At 72.3% G+C, this 19,147-nt stretch carries 14 protein-coding genes; 12 read left to right on the forward strand and 2 right to left on the reverse strand.

The genetic code is table 11. From position 1 onward, the window contains the following. The first annotated feature begins 152 nt into the window (after nucleotides 1–152). Nucleotides 153–836, forward strand: a complete 684-nt coding sequence (locus ACFHWE_RS18120) for a hypothetical protein (RefSeq protein WP_416602858.1) — start codon at nucleotides 153–155, stop codon at nucleotides 834–836. Between the two features lie 42 nt (nucleotides 837–878). Here ACFHWE_RS18120 and ACFHWE_RS18125 read toward each other — a convergent pair whose 3' ends face one another. Then, nucleotides 879–2,111 (reverse strand): DUF349 domain-containing protein, encoded by a 1,233-nt coding sequence (locus ACFHWE_RS18125; RefSeq protein ID WP_416602859.1) that lies wholly within the window; start codon nucleotides 2,109–2,111, stop codon nucleotides 879–881. 434 nt (nucleotides 2,112–2,545) lie between these two features. Between ACFHWE_RS18125 and ACFHWE_RS18130 the strand changes: the two genes are divergently transcribed. From ACFHWE_RS18130 to ACFHWE_RS18145, 4 genes are all read left to right on the forward strand, one after another. Then, nucleotides 2,546–3,226 (forward strand): MBL fold metallo-hydrolase, encoded by a 681-nt coding sequence (locus tag ACFHWE_RS18130; protein ID WP_416602860.1) that lies wholly within the window; start codon nucleotides 2,546–2,548, stop codon nucleotides 3,224–3,226. A gap of 168 nt (nucleotides 3,227–3,394) precedes the next feature. Further along, nucleotides 3,395–5,164: an aspartate--tRNA ligase gene (gene aspS / locus ACFHWE_RS18135; protein ID WP_416602861.1), complete on the forward strand. Its 1,770-nt coding sequence runs from the start codon at nucleotides 3,395–3,397 to the stop codon at nucleotides 5,162–5,164. Nucleotides 5,165–5,798: 634 nt separating this feature from the next. Further along, nucleotides 5,799–7,778, forward strand: coding sequence for a SpoIIE family protein phosphatase (locus ACFHWE_RS18140; RefSeq protein WP_416602862.1), 1,980 nt, complete (start codon nucleotides 5,799–5,801; stop codon nucleotides 7,776–7,778). A 44-nt stretch (nucleotides 7,779–7,822) separates the two neighbouring features. Continuing rightward, nucleotides 7,823–9,160 (forward strand): replication-associated recombination protein A, encoded by a 1,338-nt coding sequence (locus tag ACFHWE_RS18145; protein WP_416602863.1) that lies wholly within the window; start codon nucleotides 7,823–7,825, stop codon nucleotides 9,158–9,160. Here ACFHWE_RS18145 and ACFHWE_RS18150 read toward each other — a convergent pair. Beyond that, nucleotides 9,150–10,697 carry a serine/threonine-protein kinase gene (locus ACFHWE_RS18150; RefSeq protein WP_416602864.1) on the reverse strand — a complete coding sequence of 516 codons (1,548 nt, stop codon included), beginning with the start codon at nucleotides 10,695–10,697 and terminating at the stop codon, nucleotides 9,150–9,152. The two genes, ACFHWE_RS18145 and ACFHWE_RS18150, sit on opposite strands and share 11 nt — an antisense overlap. 283 nt (nucleotides 10,698–10,980) lie before the next feature. On the opposite strand from ACFHWE_RS18150, the gene ACFHWE_RS18155 reads away from it, so the two are divergent. The 7 genes from ACFHWE_RS18155 (at nucleotide 10,981) to mltG (ending at nucleotide 19,144) form a co-directional block, all read left to right on the forward strand. Beyond that, nucleotides 10,981–11,373 carry a DUF948 domain-containing protein gene (locus ACFHWE_RS18155; protein WP_028649080.1) on the forward strand — a complete coding sequence of 131 codons (393 nt, stop codon included), beginning with the start codon at nucleotides 10,981–10,983 and terminating at the stop codon, nucleotides 11,371–11,373. Further along, nucleotides 11,370–11,633, forward strand: coding sequence for a hypothetical protein (locus ACFHWE_RS18160; protein WP_416602865.1), 264 nt, complete (start codon nucleotides 11,370–11,372; stop codon nucleotides 11,631–11,633). The genes ACFHWE_RS18155 and ACFHWE_RS18160 overlap by 4 nt, the downstream gene beginning before the upstream one ends. A gap of 146 nt (nucleotides 11,634–11,779) precedes the next feature. Next, a complete protein-coding gene (locus ACFHWE_RS18165) occupies nucleotides 11,780–12,379 on the forward strand; it encodes a hypothetical protein (RefSeq protein WP_416602866.1) in 600 nt (199 codons plus the stop codon). A gap of 258 nt (nucleotides 12,380–12,637) precedes the next feature. Continuing rightward, complete coding sequence (locus ACFHWE_RS18170) at nucleotides 12,638–13,078, forward strand: hypothetical protein (protein WP_416602867.1); 441 nt, start codon at nucleotides 12,638–12,640, stop codon at nucleotides 13,076–13,078. A gap of 226 nt (nucleotides 13,079–13,304) precedes the next feature. After that, the gene (alaS, locus tag ACFHWE_RS18175; RefSeq protein ID WP_416602868.1) at nucleotides 13,305–15,977 is read left to right on the forward strand and encodes an alanine--tRNA ligase; all 2,673 of its coding nucleotides are present in this window, start codon (nucleotides 13,305–13,307) and stop codon (nucleotides 15,975–15,977) included. Nucleotides 15,978–16,409: 432 nt separating this feature from the next. After that, nucleotides 16,410–16,898, forward strand: a complete 489-nt coding sequence (gene ruvX, locus ACFHWE_RS18180; protein ID WP_416602869.1) for a Holliday junction resolvase RuvX — start codon at nucleotides 16,410–16,412, stop codon at nucleotides 16,896–16,898. Beyond that, nucleotides 16,895–19,144, forward strand: coding sequence for an endolytic transglycosylase MltG (gene mltG, locus ACFHWE_RS18185; RefSeq protein ID WP_416602870.1), 2,250 nt, complete (start codon nucleotides 16,895–16,897; stop codon nucleotides 19,142–19,144). The genes ruvX and mltG overlap by 4 nt, the downstream gene beginning before the upstream one ends. Nucleotides 19,145–19,147 lie beyond the last annotated feature (3 nt).

Raw genomic sequence — 19,147 nt, forward strand, 5'->3', positions numbered from 1 at the left:
GGCTCAGGCCCTCGTGGCCTAGCCTCTCAACTACCGGTCCGACTTCCGGGGAGCAGTTCACGTCGTGCGGGCCTCCCGGCACTGGAAACATCACTCCGGGGTTCATATCCTGTACCCAAAGTAATGATCCGGGTTGTCGGAGGGGGTCTGCCATGGCCGTGCGCACGGCACTGTCCGCCGTGGGGCTGGCGTTCCTGTCCGCCGTGCTCGCGGCCCCTCCGGACGCGGCCGCGCAGGGGGAGGACCGGGGGGAGGTCGTCCCCGGCGCCGGGACGCTGCACGTGGTCGTGGCGGCCGACACGGCAGAGCCGCTGGAGGAGGGTGACCGGGTCGCGTACACGATCCGGATGCGCAACTCCGGCGGCCGGGACCTGCCCGAGGCGCGGGCGGTCCAGTTCCTGCCACCGGAGGTCGGCTTCGTCTCCGCCTCGTCCGACCCCGCTGTGGAGGGGGACCGCGTGGAGTGGGCCGTTCCGCTCGGCCCGGGGGAGCGGGCCGCCATCGAGGTCACGGGCGAGGTCGTCGCCGTCCCCGACGACGGGCGGTCCGCCGCCACGGTCTGCCTGAGGCCCGCCCCCGAGGCGGCCCTGGCTGCCTGCTCCTCCACCCGGCACACGGTCCGCACACCGTTCCCCCTGGTGTGGGCGGCCGGCGGCGCGGGGGGAGCCGTACTCGCCGCGGCCGCCACCGCGGGCCTCCTCCTCCGGCGCCGCCGCAGCCGGGGGCCGGGCCCTGAGGGGCCCGGGGAGAGCGGCCCCGGTGGCTCCGCCGAAGAGCCCCCGGAGCCGGCCGCCGAACCCGGAGCGGTCGTCTACCACCTGCACACGCGCCGCTAGCGGCTTCCACGGAGCAGGGGCGGACCATCCGGCGGAGTACCGTCAGCTCAGCTCGCTCAGCGCCTTCTCCGCCTCGGCCAGCCAGGAGCGGCGGGCCGCCAGGGCGTCCTCGTGCTCCCTGATCCGGCGGGCGTCGCCGCGCTCACGGGCCTTCTCCAGCTTGGCCTCCAGTGAGCCGATCGCCGACGAAAGCTGGTCCACCGTCGCCTGGGCGCGGGCCCGGGCCTCGGGGCTGGTCCGCTCCCACTCGGCGTCCTCGGCGCGGCGCACGTTCTCCTCGATGCGCCGGAAGGAGCCCTCCAACTGGTCACGCACGTCGCGCGGCAGCTCTCCGGCCTCCTCCCAGGCCTCCTGGAAGTCGCGTAGCCGCGAGCGGGCCCGGCGCGGGTCGGAGATCGCGGAGATCTCCGCCTCGGCCTCGGCCAGGATCCGCTCCTTGGCGTCGGCGTTGACCCGCAGTTCGGCGTCGCGCTCAGCGAAGACCGCGTTGCGGGCGTCGAAGAACCGGTCCTGGGCCGCCTTGAAACGCGCCCACAGCCGGTCCTCGCTGGCCCGGTCGGCCCGTCCGCTGCTCTTCCACCGCTGCATCAGGTCGCGGTAGGCCCGAGCGGTGGGGCCCCACTCCTCGGAGGAGGAGAGCGCCTCGGCCTCGGCGACGATGCGCTCCTTCTCGGCCCGCACCTCCTCGCGCTGCTGGTCCAGGCCGGCGAAGTAGGCCTTGCGCCGCTTGGAGAAGGAGTTGCGCGCCGCCGACATCCGCTTCCACAGCGCCTGCTCGGTGGGCCGGTCGGCCCTGGGGGCCTTCTTCCACTCCTCGATGAGCTGGAGCATCCGCTCGCCGCCGGTCTTCCAGTGCGTCGTCTCGACCGCGACCCGTTCGGCCTCGGCGACGATGCGCTCCTTGATCTCGCGGGCCTGTCCGCGGGCCTGCTCCTGGGCCTGCTTCTGTTCGACCTTGCGCTCCTCGGCGCGCCCGGAGAGCGCGTCCAGGCGTCGGGACAGCGCGTCCAGGTCGCCGACGGCGTTGGCCTCCTCGACCTGTGAGCGCAGCTTGGAGATGCTGGACATCGCGGCGCCGCCGGACAGGTCCGTGCTGCGGAGCCGCTTCTCCAGCAGCTCCACCTGGGTGACCAGCGCGTCGTACTTCTGGCGGAAGAAGGCCAGAGCCTCCTCCGGCTCCCCCGCCTGCCACGATCCGACGACCCGCTCGCCTTCGCTCGTGCGCACGTAGACCGTGCCGTCGTCGTCTACGCGGCCCCAAGGGTCCGTGGTCACCGTGTCCTCCTGCTGTCATGAGCCCGGCCGTGGTCGGGTTCGGGGCGTCGCGGCGCTGTACGCCTGGTGATGGAATACACCGTATTCAGTGCGAACCGGTGCGCACGCGCCACGCCGTGGTTCGCGTTCTTCGCAGATCATCGCTTCCGCGGTGGCGTCCCCGTGTGCCGGCCGGGCCGGGACCCGCCGCGGAAAGGCGCAGGTCGGCGGACGCGGCGCACACGGCACCGGTGACCAATATGGCATTACCGCGCGGTTTGGCAAAGAGGCCCGACCAGTGCGGTGATCGAATGGTGACCAAAGACCCTCTCCCGTAACGGATCCGGCCGCTTTCCGCCCGGTCCCGGCGGTGCCGTGCCCGTCCCGGCCTGGGTATCGTGCTGGAACGGCCCCCACCGGTCCGCCACCCGAACCCGACCACAGGAGACGACCGCGTGCTCATCGTCGCCCTTCCCAGCGGCCCCCTAGCCGCGAACTGCTACGTGCTCGCGCCCGCCGCCGACGGCGACTGCGTCATCGTCGACCCCGGCCAGGAGGCCGCCGGACAGGTCGACAAGGTGCTGTCCGAGTACGGCCTCACCCCTGGGGCCGTACTGCTCACCCACGGGCACTTCGACCACGTGTGGTCGGCGGCGGAGGTGGCCGACGGGCGGGGCGTGCCGGTGCACCTGCACGCCGCGGACCGCGGCCTGCTCACCGAGCCCGCCGCGGGCGTCTCCCCGGGGTTCGCGGTGCAGCTCTCCGCCCTGCTCGGTCCGGGCCCGTTCAGCGAGCCGGAGCACCTGGCCGAAGTGTCCGACGGCGATGTCCTCGCCCTCGCCGGTCTGGAGTTCACGGTGGAGCACACCCCCGGCCACACCCCGGGTTCGGTCGTCTACCACTTGCCCGCCCGCGGCGACCAGCCGCCGGTCCTGCTGGCCGGGGACCTCGTGTTCGCCGGTTCCATCGGCCGCACCGACTTCCCCGGTGGGGACCCCGACGCGATGGGCGCCAGCCTCGCCTCGGCTGTCCTCGGGCGCGGTGACGACACCCAGATCCTGCCCGGCCACGGCCCCGCGACCACCGTCGGACGCGAGCGGGCCACCAACCCCTACCTGCGGGGCCTCTCCTCCTGAACAGGGCGGGCCCGCTGCGGAGCGGACCGGGGGAACCGTGGGGTCCGGCCGCGGTGTTGGCGGTAGGATTCCAGATGTTCGAAGGGCGTGCCGTGCCCCCGGCCGGGCCCGCTTCCGGGGGTGCCCGGCGCCCCCGCTCAGCCGTGTATTTAGTGGACTTGGTACTCAATGCATCGTTACAGGACTCATACGTGTGGTCAGCTCCGCGAGGGGCACGTCGGGCAGCAGGTGCGCCTCGCGGGCTGGGTGCACAACCGCCGTGATCTCGGTGGTCTGCTCTTCGTCGACCTGCGCGACCACTACGGCGTGACCCAGCTCATGGCGCGCCCCGAGTCCCCGGTGTTCGAGCAGCTCAGCCGACTGCCCAAGGAGACGGTGATCCGGGTCACCGGCGAGGTCGCGGCGCGCAGCGGCGACAACGTCAACCCCGGCCTGCCCACCGGCGGGATCGAGCTCCAGGCCTCGGAGCTGGAGGTCCTCGGGAGCACCGAGGAGCTGCCGCTCACGGTCTTCCCCGAGGACAACACCTCGGAGGAGCGCCGCCTGGCCTACCGCTTCCTCGACCTGCGCCGCGAGCGCATGCACCGCAACGTCATGCTCCGCTCGCAGGTGGTGGCCTCCATCCGCCAGAGGATGACGGACCTGGGCTTCAACGAGTTCCAGACGCCCGTCCTCACCAGCTCCAGCCCGGAGGGCGCCCGCGACTTCCTGGTGCCCTCGCGGTTGCACCCGGGGCGCTTCTTCGCCCTGCCCCAGGCGCCGCAGCAGTTCAAGCAGCTCCTGATGGTCTCGGGGTTCGACCGCTACTTCCAGATCGCCCCCTGCTTCCGCGACGAGGACAGCCGCGCCGACCGCTCGCCCGGTGAGTTCTACCAGCTCGACGTGGAGATGAGCTTCGTCGAGCAGGAGGACGTCTTCGAGGTCATCGAGAAGGTGATGACCGACGTCTTCCGGGAGTTCTCGCATGGGTGGGAGATCACCTCCCCCTACCCGCGCATCGCCTACCGCGACGCACTCCAGTGGTACGGCACCGACAAGCCCGACCTGCGCGTGCCCATGAAGATGGTGGACGTCACCGCGATCTTCGACAAGACCGACTTCCGCGCCTTCGCGGGCAAGAGGGTGCGCGCGCTGGCGGTGCCCGGGGTCGGCGGCCAGCCCCGCAAGTTCTTCGACGGGATCGGCGACTACGCGGTCGAGCAGGGCGCCAAGGGCCTGGCCTGGCTCAAGGTCGGGGAGAGCGGTGAGCTCAGCGGCCCCATCGCCAAGTTCGTCACCGAGGTGTCCGACGAACTCCTGGAGGCGCTGGGCGCGGGCCCCGGCCACGGTCTGTTCTTCTGCGCGAGCGAGGACGAGGCGGAGATCAACCGCATCATGGCCCCCGTGCGGGTCGAGGCTGGCCGAAGGGCGGGCCACTTCGAGGAGAAGGCCTACCGCTTCTGCTGGATCGTCGACTTCCCGATGTTCGAGATCAACGAGCAGGGGGACGTCGCCTTCAGCCACAACCCGTTCTCCATGCCGCAGGGCGGGATGGAGGCGCTGGAGACGCAGGACCCGCTGGACATCCTCGCCTGGCAGTACGACATCGTCTGCAACGGTGTGGAACTGTCCTCGGGCGCGATCCGGAACCACTCGCCCGAGATCATGTACCGCGCCTTCGACCTGGCCGGATACGACAAGGCGGCGGTGGAGGCCGAGTTCGGCGGCATGCTTAGGGCGCTGAAGTTCGGTGCGCCGCCGCACGGCGGTATCGCGCCCGGCATCGACCGGATCGTCATGCTCCTGGCCGACGAGCCCAACATCCGCGAGACCATCGCGTTCCCGCTCAACCAGAACGCCCAGGACCTGATGATGGGCGCGCCCTCGGAGGTCTCGGACCAGCAGTTGCGCGACGTGCACATCCGCACCGTCCTGCCGCCCGAGGCCCGGAAGAAGTAGTCGGAACGGACCCCGGACCCCGTGGACGCGGGGATGGACCGTAGACGGGGAGCGGGCTCCCCGCAGGCGGGGCCGTGGCACCAGTGTGCCACGGCCCCGCGTCGTGTTCCGGTCCTGAAAACATCGAATTTTCGGGCTGCCCTCTTGTGATGATGGGACTTTTAGAGGTCCCTATTCGGTCATTGGGTGATTCTCCGGATATTGCACTGCAATGCAGATCCCTCAAGGCCGAATGCGGTCACGAGGGTCTGTCGCGGATGCGGTGGAGGGCGTCATACCCTACGGTTGGGGCGAATCACCCCTGACGAACCGCGGTTCATGCCTTCCCGCAAAGGTCGCGCTGTATTGGTGGTCCCCGCCTTCGTGTTCGGGAACGGCGACGGAGTGCATTGTGCGCCGAAACGTCACGCCGGCGTAACGATCCGCCGTCCGGGGTGGCTGAAATCGCATCCGGGGCGGTATTCCCCGCCTACCCCCGCACCGGCCGACCAGGTGCACCGTGACCCTGTGGCCGATCCCCGGCCGGACACGCATATCCAAGGCCACACCCCCGCAGCGCGCCTGGACACCGTCCGGAGACGTCCGTTCCCGGGCGCGGGTGTGACATCCGAGACGATACGAGGCTGAGTCATACGTGAACGGAAAACGCGCCGCAGGCGACGGCTCCGAGAACGCGCTCGTGACGGCGTTCTCCCACGCCCCCGAACCGATGGCTCTCACCCGGAGCGACGGCTCGGTCCTGCACGCCAATCTGGCCTTCACCGAACTGGTGGGTGCCGACCCCACCGGGCGGGTGTGGTTCGACCTCCTGGAGGCCGACGACGCGTCGGAGGCCTCCCGTGCGCACGGCCGGGTCCTGGCCGGGCACCACGGTGACCGCCTGCGCCTGCGCCTGGCGCCCGCCGCCTCCCGCCCCCTCCCCGTGGAAGCGGAACTGCGCCGGGCCCCCGTCCCCGACGGCGCCGTGGTCGTGCTCCTGCACGTCCTGTCCGTCGAGGAGGCGGACCTGCGTGCGGTCGGTGAACTGCGCACGGACAACTCCGACTCCGTGCTCTGGACCCTGGACGCGGACACCGGCCGGATGAGCGAACTGTTCGGCCCCACCCCCTTCGGCGCCCTCCTGTTCGGCGAGGAGCGCCAGGTGGAGCACATCCTGGAACGGGTGCACCCCGACGACGCCGCCCGCGTCGCCGCCGCCGTGGCGGTCGCCCAGGGCGGCCGCGACTACGAACAGCGCTTCCGCGTCTTCGACCTGCTCGGCGACGAGCGCTCCGTACACGTACGCGCCCGCTACGTCCCGGGCAGGCCCGACCGGTTCGTCGGGATCGTCGACGACGTCACCGAACACGTCCAACTGGTCCGCCGCCTGGCCCACCGCCGCCGCACCGAGGCCGAGCACGGCCGCCTCGTCACCGAACTGTCGGCCAAACTCGTCTCCGCCACAGCCGCGGACGACGTCATGGACCTGCTGAGCGAGGAGTTCCCGCCGGTCTTCGGCGGTATCGGTGCCACCGCGCTCTACGTCCAGGACGGCCTCCTCCACACCTCGGCCCGAGCGCGCGACCGGGACGCCTCCTTCGACGGCCTCCGGGCCGAGGGCACCGACCTGCCCGCGGCCGCGGTCATCCAGGACCGCCTGCCCCGCTTCTTCGAGAGCCGGGCCGAACTCGCCAGCCGCTTCCCCGACGCCGAGTGGTACATGGACGGTACACGCGGCCAGGCCTGGGCGGTCGTCCCGATCTTCGGCGACGGCAGAGAGGCCCTCGGAGCCTGGCAGATGACCTGGGACCGGCCCCACCACGCCACCCGCGACGAGCGTGCCCTCATGCTCACCTTCGCCGGGCTCGCGGGCCAAGCGCTGCAGCGCATCAAGGCACAGCAGGCCGAACTCGAACTCGCCGACGCCGTCCAGCGCCGCATGCTGCCGCGCCAGGTCCCCACCTTCCCGGACCTGGTCATCGCCACCAAGTACCTGCCCTCCCGGGCCGACTGGCGCATATGCGGCGACTTCTACGACGTCGTCGAACTCCCCGGCAACCGGGTCGGGCTCCTCGTCGGCGACGTCCAGGGCCACGGAGTGGAGGCCGCCGCCGCCATGGGCCAGATCCGGGTGGCCCTGCGGGCCTACGCCACCAACCAGGCCGACCCCGGAGCGGTCCTGGCCGAGACCAACCGCCTGCTCACCGAGACCGGCGAGATCGTCTTCGCCACCTGCGGATACCTGGTCCTGGACCGCTCGACCGGCATCATGCACGCCGCCTGGGCGGGCCAGCCCCCGGTCGTCATCGCCACCAAGGGCGACTACACACTGTGGGAGCCCGAGACCGGACCGCCGCTGGGGGTCCTGCCCGACAGCCACTACCCCGTCAGCACCCGTGGCCTCGCCCCGGGCGCGACCCTGCTGATGTGCTCCGACGGCCTCGTGGAGAGCGCGCGCACGCCCATGCCGGACGGCCTGGCACGGGTCGGCGAAGCGCTGGCCGAACACGGGGAGGACCCCGAGGAGACGGCCGACATCCTGGCGGAGGCGGCCCCCGCGGGACGGGGCGACGACATCGCCCTGCTCATCACCCGCATGCTCGACGACGACACGGCCGTCGGCCCCGCGGCCTGAACCGGCGGGACCGAGGGGACACGGGGCGGCCCTACCCTGGACGGGTGTCCGACACACTCTTCGACGACGCCGGGGCCGAGGCCGCCAAGGGGCAGGAACCGCTGGCCGTACGCATGCGCCCCCGCACACTGGACGAGGTCGTGGGCCAGCGCCACCTCCTGGGCGAGGGCAGCCCGCTGCGCCGCCTGGTCGAGGACGACGCCCCCATGTCAGTGTTCCTATGGGGCCCGCCGGGCACCGGCAAGACCACCCTGGCCACCGTGGTCAGCCGCGTCACCCGCCGCCGCTTCGTCGAACTGTCCGCAGTCAGCGCGGGGGTGAAGGACGTACGCGCCGTCATCGACGAGGCGCGGCGCCGTATGGGCATGCACGGCACCCGGACACTGCTGTTCGTCGACGAGGTGCACCGGTTCAGCAGGACCCAGCAGGACGCCCTGCTCCCGGCCGTGGAGAACCGCTGGGTCAGCTTCATCGGGGCCACCACCGAGAACCCCTTCTTCTCCGTTGTGAGCCCGCTGCTGTCGCGCTCGCTGCTGCTGTCCCTGGAGTCGCTGGAGGAGTCGGACGTGCGCGCCCTGCTGGAGCGGGCGCTGACCGACGAACGGGGTCTGGCCGGCCGGTACACCCTCGACGGCGGGGCCACCAACCACCTGGTCCGCCTGTCCGGGGGCGACGGCCGCCGCTCACTGACCTATCTGGAGGCCGCCGCCCTCGTGGCGGGGCCGCCCGGGCCCGAACCCGTGACCGTCACCGCCGCCCACGTCGAACGCGCCGTCGACCGGCACGCGGTCCGCTACGACCGTTCGGGCGACCAGCACTACGACGTCGTCAGCGCGTTCGTCAAGAGCATGCGCGGGAGCGACCCCGACGCCGCCCTGCACTACCTGGCCAGGATGATCGAGGCGGGGGAGGACCCCCGGTTCATCGCCCGCCGCATCGTGGTGCACGCCAGCGAGGACGTGGGCATGGCCGACCCCACCGCCCTGCAGACGGCCGTCGCCGCCGCCCAGGCGGTGCAGCTCATCGGCATGCCCGAGGCGCGCATCAACCTCGCCCAGGCGGTCGTCCACATCAGTCTGGCCCCCAAGTCCAACGCCGTGATCAGCGCCATCGACGCGGCCGTGGCCGACGTGCGCGCGGGCGGGGCGGGATCGGTCCCCGCACACCTGCGCGACGCCCACTACAAGGGCGCCGCAGACCTGGGCCACGGCGAGGGCTACCTGTACGCGCACGACTTCCCCGGCGGGGTCGCCCCCCAGAGGTACGCCCCCGCCGGGCTGGAGGGGCGGGAGTACTACCGCCCCACCAGCCACGGAGCCGAACGCCGGTTCGGCGAGGTCCTGAGGCGGATCAAGGAGGTCCTGCGCGGGGTCAGTCCGTGAACAGCTCCGTGATCTCCACGATCTCGCGGGGGCCGCCGTCCTCCTGCTGCTCGCTGAAGGTGACCTCCACGATCATCACGGGGCCCCACGAGAGGTAGTCGATGAAGTCGGCACCGGTCAGCTCCCACGTGCCCCGGCCCTCCACGTCCAGGAAGATGTGGTCGGGGGCGGCGCAGAACTTCGCGCACAGCACCTCGGCGTCCTCCGCGATGACGGCCTCCTGCGGGGTACCCGACGCCTCCCACTGCTCGGCCCACTCGGCGTGGGTGGGGATGCCCTGGCCCCGGACGGGCTCGTCGTCGCGGCCCACGGGGGTGTACACCCACGGGCCCTCCGCGGGGGACTCCTGCTCGGCCGGGTCGAACCGGGCGATCACGGTCAGCGGGGCCTCCTCACTCGGGGACTCCTCGACCGGGGGCTCGGACACCTCGTCGGCGACGTCCCCGGCAGGGGCATCCTCCTCCCCGCCGAGCAGTTGCGACAGGGCCCACACGCCGCCCCCGACCAGGGTGAGGGCGAGCAGCAGCGCTCCGGACATGAACAGGGCCCGGGTGGGACGGCTCCTCGACAGGTGGCCCTCCAGACGGACCACCTCGGGTACGCGTGCGGGGGGCTCGGCGGCGTCCCACTCGCGCTTGAGCAGGCCGATCAGCTCGGCACGGTCGGGGGACTCCTCCAGGCCGCCGTCGCCGCCCGCCTGCCAGGCGGCGATGACCGCGCCGATCACCTCCGGCAGGCTCGGCCGGCGGTTCGGGTCCGGGTCCAGTGCGCGGGACACCACCGGGCGCAGTTCCGGGTCCAGCCCGTCGAGGTCGAAGAGCCCCCGGGAGACGCGTGTGGCGATCTCGTCGGGCTCCCCGGTGCCGAAGGGCAGCCGCCCCGTTCCGGCGAAGGCCACGATGGCCCCCCAGGCGAACACGTCCGAGGCCGGGCTGGCCGGACCGCCGCGGTGGCGCTCGGGGCTCAGCCAGGTGGCCCCCGAGCCGCGCATGCGCTCGGGTGAGGCCGTGACCGCGCACTCCATGATGTGCGGTCCGTGCGACTCGACCACCACGTCGCTGGGGCGCAGGGACCCGTGGGAGACCCCGCGCGCGTGCAGCGCGGACAGCCCCTCGGCCAGACCGGTGGCCAGGGCGATGAGCTTGCCCCTGCCCAGACCGTTGCGCTTGGTGATGTAGTGCGACAGGCGCTGCCCGCCGACATAGGGCATGGCCAGCCACGGCGGGTTGGCGTCGCTGTCGAAGGACACCGGTACGACCACGTGCTCGGGGTCCACGCCCGACAGGGCGCGCAGCCGCCGCTCCAGTTCCGGGAAGACCTCGGGCGACTCCAGTTCGGGAGCGATGAGCAGCTTGACGGCGACCAGCCGGTCGCCGGTCGCGGACGGGTCCACGGCGGCGTAGACGGTGCCTGTGGCCCCCTGACCCAGGCGGCCGAGGACCAGATAGGGTCCGACCCTTTCCGGGTCGTCCGGGTATAGAGGAGCCAGGTCCGGTGGTACCAGTACGGAGATCTCTTTGGGAGGCCGAGGGCTCATGCGGGTCCTGTCGGTGCTTCTGGGGGCGGGGACTGCGGAGTGTCCAGACATCGTAGTGAAGATCCCACTTGATAGTGATTCTCGCGAACCGGAGGAGCGGCGTCGATCCCTTCGGGGCGAGAATCGACTCCATGGTGACCAACCCGTGATCCGCTCATGGGGCCGGGCGACGCGCCGCCCCCGCTCGGAGGGCCGCCGAACGCGATAGGGTCAGCCGAAACCCGGAAGTCTCCCGACCGGTGCACACCCTCGAAGCCACCCTCGATCTGCCCACGGAGCCCGCATGCTTACCGCAGGAGAGGTCGCCGCGCTCGTCGCCGCGGTGGTCTGGGCGGTGCTGGCCACGTTCATGTGCGTGGCGCTCGTCAAACTCATCTCGCTCATCAACGCGGCCACCAAGGTGGTCTCGGAAGTGGGTGAACGGACCCCGCCGCTGCTGGAGGACGTCGCCTCCACCGTCGAGCGCACCAACACCTCGCTGGAGCGCGTCGAGGAGATCACCGCCAACGTGCGGTCCACCTCCGAGGACGTCTCCACGGTGACGGCGCTCACGCGTTCGGTGGTCACCGGGCCGCTGGTGAAGGCGGCCTCGCTCACCTACGGGGTCCGGCGGGTCATGGGGCAACGCCGGACCCTGGCGCTGGTGCGCGGCCGCAGGCGGAGGGAACGCCGGTGATCGGCAAGCTGTTCTACCTCGCCGCCGGCGCCGCCCTGGGCGGGTACGCCGTCCACCGGGTCAACCGCGCCCGCCGCGCCCTCGCCCCCGGAGGGCTGGCCGCGCGGGTGGAGGGCCGCGTCAGCGAGTACCGGGGCGCCCTGCGCGAGTTCAACGAGGACCTGGCCGACGAGGTCCGCGCCCGGGAGGCCGAGCTGGCGGAGCGCTACGCGCCCAAGAGGGGGCGCGCCCTTCCCAGCGGGCGCCGCGAACCCGATTAGTCCGCGGTGATCTCCGCATCCCCGTCCTTGGGTGATGCGCCCAAGGACGCGGTTGTCGCCTTGGCCATGATTGGGCGTCCCATTGTCCACGAGGGGGTTGTCCTCATAGGTTGGGCAGACCATCCCCGCACCGCCGAGGAGCCACGATGAACCCGCAGCAGCCTCCGGGCGGCCCCTACCCGTACGGCCCGCCGCCCTCGGGCCCGCACCCGCCGCAGGGCTACGGCCCACCGCCCGCCGGTGCCTTCCACCGGGGATACGCCCCCTACCAGCCGGTCCCGGACCGGATGCCGGGAACGGTCGTCACCGTCCGCGTCCTGATGTTCATCGGCGGCGCGTGCGGGGTGCTCGCGGCCCTCCTGTTCTGGGCCCTGGCCGCGTCGCTCACGGGCGAGGGCGAGTTCAGCCGGGGCGCCACGGACGCCTTCCGGGAACAGGGCCTGGTGCTCACCGCCGGAGAGGGCGCGCTGGTCTTCGGTGTCCTCGGCGCGATCCCGTTCGTCTACGGCGTGCTCTCCCTCGTGCTCGCCTCGTTCATGGGCCGCAGCAGCCCCGTGGTCCTGTGGTCGGTGGTGGTCTTCCAGGCCCTGGCCGCGCTGACCCTGCTGGCGTTCGTGGGCTCCGGCGGCCTGGGATCGGTCGTCCCGCTGCTGTTCACGATCGGCATGATCGTGTTCATGGTCCTGGAACCGGCGCGCGCCTTCTACACCCGGCCGTCCGTGCCTCTCTACCCTGCGGGCTACTAGCGGCCGAGGCGGGGCCGACGGCGGTGCCGGCCCCTTCGCATCCCCGAACAGGACTTTTCGTGTCTTTTCATGGGCACTGTGTAGTGCCCGGGTGTTCGATTCCCTTGTCGCGGAAAGGCCCCCAGTGGACCCGAACCCCCCGAACCAGCCGCCCCTCGGCCGACCGGCCCCTCCACGGATGCTGTCCCCGGCGCCCACGCCGTTCGGACACCCGCCGCCCCACGCGTCGGCCGCCGCCTAGGGCCCGCCGCCGGAAGGATGCCCGGCACCGCACTCACCCTGCGCGTCCTCATGTTCATCGGAGCCACGGCCGCCCTGCCGATCACCGTCCTCTTCGGCTTCATGGCGATCGAGGAAGGGGTACCCTCCAACTTCGTGTTCCCCCTGGCCACCGGCGTCTACGGTGTGACCTCCCTCGTACTCGCCCTCGTGGCCGGACGGCGCCACCCGGCCGTCCGGTGGTCCGTCCTCGCCTTCCACATCCTGGCCCTGGTGCTCCTGCTCTGGAACATGCCCCTCGTCGCGGACGCGAGCGGGGAGGCGCCCCCGCTCGGCAGGTACCCGTTCTTCTTCACCCTCGCCTGCGCCATCCTCGCCGCCCTCCCGGCCACCGGCCGGTACTACGACAGGCCCCCGACACCTGCCGGGGGCCACCCGCTCCCGCCGGGGTACGGGCCGGGCCGCCTGCCGCAGCGGTAGGGCACGGAGCGGACCCGCGCGGTGCCCGGCGGCGATAGCCTGGGAACAACGAGACGGCCGCCGCCGTCGTCACCAGAGCGGGCCCGGCGGCCACCGCACGACCACGCGCGCCGCGCGGGCGCGGCCACCTTCATCGCGTGCCGACCCGTGAGCGCGCCCACAACACGGTCCCGGCCGGGGACCCCGTGCCGCCGCGGGCGGCGCGGCCAAGCACGGGAGGGCATCAATGGAGACGGCAGAGATCGCGCGCCGCTTCCTCGGTTTCTTCGAGAAGAACGGACACACCGTCGTCCCCTCGGCAAGCCTGATCGCCGAGGACCCCACCCTGCTCCTGGTGCCCGCAGGCATGGTCCCGTTCAAGCCGTACTTCCTCGGCCAGCGCACACCCGAGTACCCCACCGCCACCAGCGTCCAGAAGTGCATCCGCACCATCGACATCGAGGAGGTCGGCAAGACCTCCCGGCACGCCACCTTCTTCCAGATGCTCGGCAACTTCTCCTTCGGCGACTACTTCAAGGAGCGGGCGATCCCGCTGGCGTGGGAGCTGCTCACCACACCGGTCGCCGACGGCGGGTTCGGCATCGACCCGGAGAAGCTGTGGGTGACCGTCTACCTCGACGACGACGAGGCCGCCGCGATCTGGCGCGACAAGGTGGGCGTGCGCCCCGAGCGAATCCAGCGCATGGGCATGGCCGACAACTACTGGTCCATGGGCGTGCCCGGCCCCTGCGGCCCCTGCTCGGAGATCTTCTACGACCGCGGCCCGGCCTACGGCGCCGAGGGCGGACCAGAGGCGGACGACAACCGCTACATCGAGATCTGGAACCTCGTCTTCATGCAGTACGAGCGGGGCGAGGGCAGCGGCAAGGGCGGCTTCCCGATCCTCGGCGAACTGCCCAAGAAGAACATCGACACCGGCATGGGCCTGGAGCGTCTGGCCACCGTCCTCCAGGGTGTCGACAACATCTACGAGACCGACATCATGGGCCGGATCCTGCACCGGGCCGCCGAGCTCACCGGCACGCGCTACGGCGTGGACCGCGGCCACGACGTCATGCTCCGCGTGGTCGCCGACCACGTGCGCAGCGCCGTCATGCTCGTCTCTGACGGCGTCAAGCCCGGCAACGAGAAGGCCGGGTACGTCCTGCGCCGCATCCTGCGCCGGTCCGTGCGCAACCTCCGCCTGCTCTCGGGCGACAGCGACACCCTCTTCCTGCACGAGCTGACCGACGTCAGTATCGACGCGATGAAGGACATCTACCCCGACCTGGTGGACAAGGCCGGGGTCGTCCACGGCGTCATCGACGCCGAGGAGCGCAACTTCGCCGACACCCTGCGCGCGGGCACCGCCCTGTTCGGCAAGGCGGCCGAGCGCACCCGTGCCGAGGGCGGCACCGTCTTCTCCGGATCCGACGCCTTCCAGCTCCACGACACCTACGGCTTCCCCATCGACCTCACTCTGGAGATGGCCGCCGAGCAGGGGCTGACCGTGGACGAGGGCGCCTTCCGCGAACTCATGCAGCGCCAGCGCGAGACCGCCAAGGCCGACGCCAAGGCCAAGAAGCTCGGCAACGCCGACGTCTCCCTGTACGCGCGGATTCTGGAGGGTGCCGGGGCGACCGACTTCCTCGGCTACACCGACGCCGAGGGCGAGGCGCGCGTGCGCGGCATCGTCGTCGACGGCGCCTCCGCCCCGGTGGCGCGCGCCGGGGACGCGGTCGAGATCGTCTTGGACCGCACCCCCTTCTACGCCGAGAGCGGCGGCCAGCTCGCCGACACCGGGACGCTCACCGCCGACGGGCGCGGCGTCGTCGACGTCGAGGACGTGCAGAAGCCCCTGCCCGGCCTGTTCGTGCACCGCGGCACCGTCCGCTCCGGCGAGGTCGTCCTGGACGACACCGTGCACGCGGAGATCGACACCGGCCGCCGCCAGGCGATCGAGCGCTCCCATTCGGCCACCCACCTCATCCACTCGGCCCTGCGCAACGCGCTCGGCCCGTCGGCGGGCCAGGCCGGCTCGGAGAACCGCCCCGGCCACCTGCGCTTCGACTTCACCGCCGACGAACAACTGGGCGCGGGCCGTCTCGCCGAGGTCGAGGAGGAGGTCAACCACGTCCTGTCCGGCGACATCCAGGTGCGGACCGAGGAGAAGAGCCTGGACGAGGCGCTGAGCATGGGCGCCCTGGCCATGTTCGGCGAGAAGTACGGCGACCGCGTCCGCGTGGTCGAGATGAGCGACTACTCCGTCGAGCTGTGCGGCGGCACCCACGTGGGCTCCACCGGCAGGCTCGGCATCGTCAAGCTCCTGGGCGAGTCCTCCGTCGGGTCGGGCGTGCGCCGGGTCGAGGCCGCCGTCGGCGTCGACGCCTTCCGCCGTCTGTCCAAGGAGTCGGCCCTGGTCGGCCAGCTCTCCGAGCAGTTGAAGACGCCGCGCGAGGAGCTGCCCGAGCGGGTCGAGACGATGGTCGCCCGACTCAAGGCCGCGGAGAAGGAGATCGAGAAGCTGCGCGCGGAGCAGGTGCTCCAGGCCGCGGGCCCCCTCGCCGACGGCGCGCGCCGCCACGGCTCCGCCCTCGTGGTCGCCGCCCCGGCACCCGACGGTGCCGCCCCGGACGACCTGCGCAGGCTCGTGACGGACGTGCGCGGCCGCCTCGGCGAGGACGGGCCGGCCGTCGTCGCCCTGACCTCGGTGCCCAAGGGCCGCCCGGTCGTGGTGATCGCGGTGAACAAGGCCGCGCAGAAGGCCGGGATCAAGGCCGGTGAGCTGGTCGGCATCGCGGCCCGCGCGCTCGGCGGCGGTGGCGGCGGCAAGCCCGACATCGCCCAGGGCGGCGGCAGCGACCCGGGCAAGGTGGACGAGGCCCTGCGCGCCGTCGAGGCGCGCGTCGCGGCCTCCTGAGGACGGCGGACCCGGGGCGGGCGCGGAACGGACGGTCCCGCACCCGCCCCGGGCCCTGGTTCGGGCGGCGCCACCCCGGGGCACGGACGTAGCGGTACACTCCCGCAGGAAACAGAACGCCCGGACATCCCACGTCGGTGGCTTACACTCGGACAGACAACGTGAGTTTCCCGGACCGCCGCCCGAGCAGGGCGGTCGATGCCGGTCCGGCGGCCCGTGGCGGGACCGGCGATCACCTGCCAAGCTGCACACAGTCACCGAATCGGGCATACTGTGGCGCGTCACAGCCGATCAGGTGGCTGACCAAGCGGAGATTCCCGCGATCCAGCCGACGAACAGGACCACCGTGCTGAGGATTTTCCCACCGCGGTGCCGCGCCGTCACCGGTGCGGCCCGCCAAAGCGCCGTCCCCCGTCCAGGGGAGAGACGGCCTTGAGACACGGTGTGCGCTTGGCGATCGATCCCGGTGACGCGCGCATCGGGGTCGCCGTCAGTGATCCGAGCGGTATGCTCGCCAGCCCTGTGGAGACCGTCCGACGGGGCAGGGGCGACACCCACCGCATCGCCCAACTGGTCGTCGAACGCCAGGCACGGGAAGTCATCGTGGGCTACCCCGCCTCGCTCTCCGGCGAGGAGGGCCCGGCCGCGCGCTCGGCGCGCGCGTTCGCCACCGCCCTGGCCCGGATCCTCGCGCCCGTCCCCGTCCGCCTGGTCGACGAACGGCTCACCACCGTCGCGGCCCAGGCGCAGTTGCTCTCGGGAGCCTCCTTCGGCAAGAAGGGCGCCCGGGGCGGGCGGGCCCGCCGGTCCGTGATCGACCAGGCGGCCGCCACCGTGCTCTTGCAGAGCACCTTGGACCAGGAACGGTCAACAAGCCACCCCCCGGGCGAGATCGTCCGCTCCAGCCAGGGAGAATCATGAACGACAGGGATGACTACTCCGGCGATCCCTACCGCGGACGTGGGAGCGGATACGACTACGACCCGCTCAGCGGCCCCACGCCCTCGCGTGGGCGCCGCGCCCGCCCCGAACCGGACCCCCGGGACGAGCCCGGCGGTGGCTACCCCGGTCCCGGCGCCCAGGGCGGACGCCGCCGCAGGCCCGAGCCCCCGGCCGAGCCGCAGCGCCGCGGTGGTGCCGCCGACGCCCTCAGGGGCGGCAGGGCCGCGCGCTCGGGCGGCGGGCGCCCCCGGCACCCGGGGGGCGCGGCCCCCGATCCCACACAGGACGCGCTGAACGCCCTGGCGAACATGGGCGGGCAGGCCGCCCCGCCCGCCGCCCCGCGCACGCAGCCCCCTCCGCCGGAGGAGCCGCCGCGCCGCGCCCGTCGTGCCCGCCCCGAGGAGGACGCCGGGCCCGTGGACGCCCCCGAGGAGCCGCCGCGCCGCGCCCGTCGCGCACGCCCCGAGGAGGAGCCCGACCAGCGGGCCGAGGAGCCCTCGGGCCGACGCGGCGGCCGCCGCAAGCGCGCCAGGCGCAGCCCGGACGAGGAGGGCGGCTTCCTCTCCGACGTCCCCGAGGACAGCGGGATCTTCGACTCGGCCTCCTTCCCCGGGGTCAACAGGTCGGCCGACACCGGAGCGTTCTCCGTGGTCGACCCCGACCGCGCCCCCCGCGGCGGCGGCCGCAGGCGGGCCCGCCCGCAGCAGGACGAGCGGCAGGCCCCGCCGGGGCCCGAGGAGCCCCAGGGCCGACGCGGCGGTCGCCGCAGGCGCGGCCCCGTCGACGAGGAGCCCCCGGAGCGGGGCGGTCTCAGCTCCGACACCGGTTCGCTGCCCCTGCCCGGGTACTCCGCGGCTCCCGCCCCGGAGCCGGAACCGGAACCGGAGCCCGAGGAGGGCTACGACGACTACGAGGACGGCTACGAGTCCGCCCCTGCCGAGGAGGAGCCCCCGCGCCGTCGCGGCGGCGGTCGGAGGCGGCGCTCCGCCCCCGACGAGGCTCCCTCCGGCCGCCGGGGCGGTCGGCGCAGACGCGGCCGGCGCGAGCCCGAGCCGGAGGAGTTCGAGGAGGGCTACGACGACTACGAGGAGCCCGCCCTCGACGACATCGCTGACGCCTACTACGGCAGCCGCAGCAAGCGCAAGCAGTTGAAGCAGGCGCAGCGGGCCAAGCGCTCCGGCGGGGGCCGGGGCGGAAAGCGCAAGGGGGGCGGCATGCGGATCCTGCTGGTCCTCGCCCTGATCGTCGTGATCGGTGGCGGCGGCTACCTCGCGATGGGCTACCTCTTCCCCGAGGACTTCGAGGGCGAGGGCACCGGAGAGGTCGTCTTCACGGTCGAGGAGGGCCAGAGCGGCTCCTCGGTCGCCGAGGCCCTGGTGGACGCCGGGGTGGTGGCCAGTGAGCGGGCGTTCCTCAACGCGCTCGACGCCGCGGGGAGCGGGGTCGTCCCCGGCACCTACTCCCTGGCCCAGAGCATGAGCGGGGAGAGCGCCGTGGCGATCCTGCTCGACCCCAACAGCCAGTTGGGCGGCCGGATCACGATCCCGGAGGGCCTGCGGGCCGAGGACATGTTCGTGCGGCTCGCCGAGCAGACGGGCCTGAGCGAGGAGGACTTCGAGGCCGCCTACGCCGACACCGACGCGCTGGGGCTGCCCGAGTACGCCACCGCCGGCCCGGAGGGCTACCTGTTCCCCGAGACCTACCAGTTCGCCGCCGGTACGAGCGCCAACCAGATCCTGCGCACCATGGTCAACCAGTTCAACCAGGTGGCGGCGGACGTGGACATCGAGGGGAAGGCCGAAGGACTCGGCTACACCGCCAACGAGATGGTGACGATCGCCTCAATCGTCCAGGCCGAGACCGGCCGCGAGGAGGACATGCCCAACATCTCCGCGGTGGTGCACAACCGTCTGGAGCTCGGTATGCCGCTCCAGATGGACAGTAGTTGCTTCTACCAGCTCGGCACCCACGGCCTCGCGTTGACCCCCGAGCAGAAGACCGAGTGTGAGAACGACCCGGGCGACTACGGCACCTACGGCCAGACCGGGCTGCCGGTCGGTCCCTACGTCGCGCCCGGCAGGTCCGCCATGGAGGCCGCCCTGGCCCCGGCCGATGTGGACTACCTCTATTTCGCGCTCATCAACCCCGAGACCGGAGAGACCGGGTTCACCAGCAACTTGGACGACCACAACGCGATGGTCGCCGAGAACAGGGACAACTGGTAGGGA

The organism is Nocardiopsis sp. LOL_012 (assembly GCF_048060475.1).
Lineage (GTDB): Bacteria > Actinomycetota > Actinomycetes > Streptosporangiales > Streptosporangiaceae > Nocardiopsis.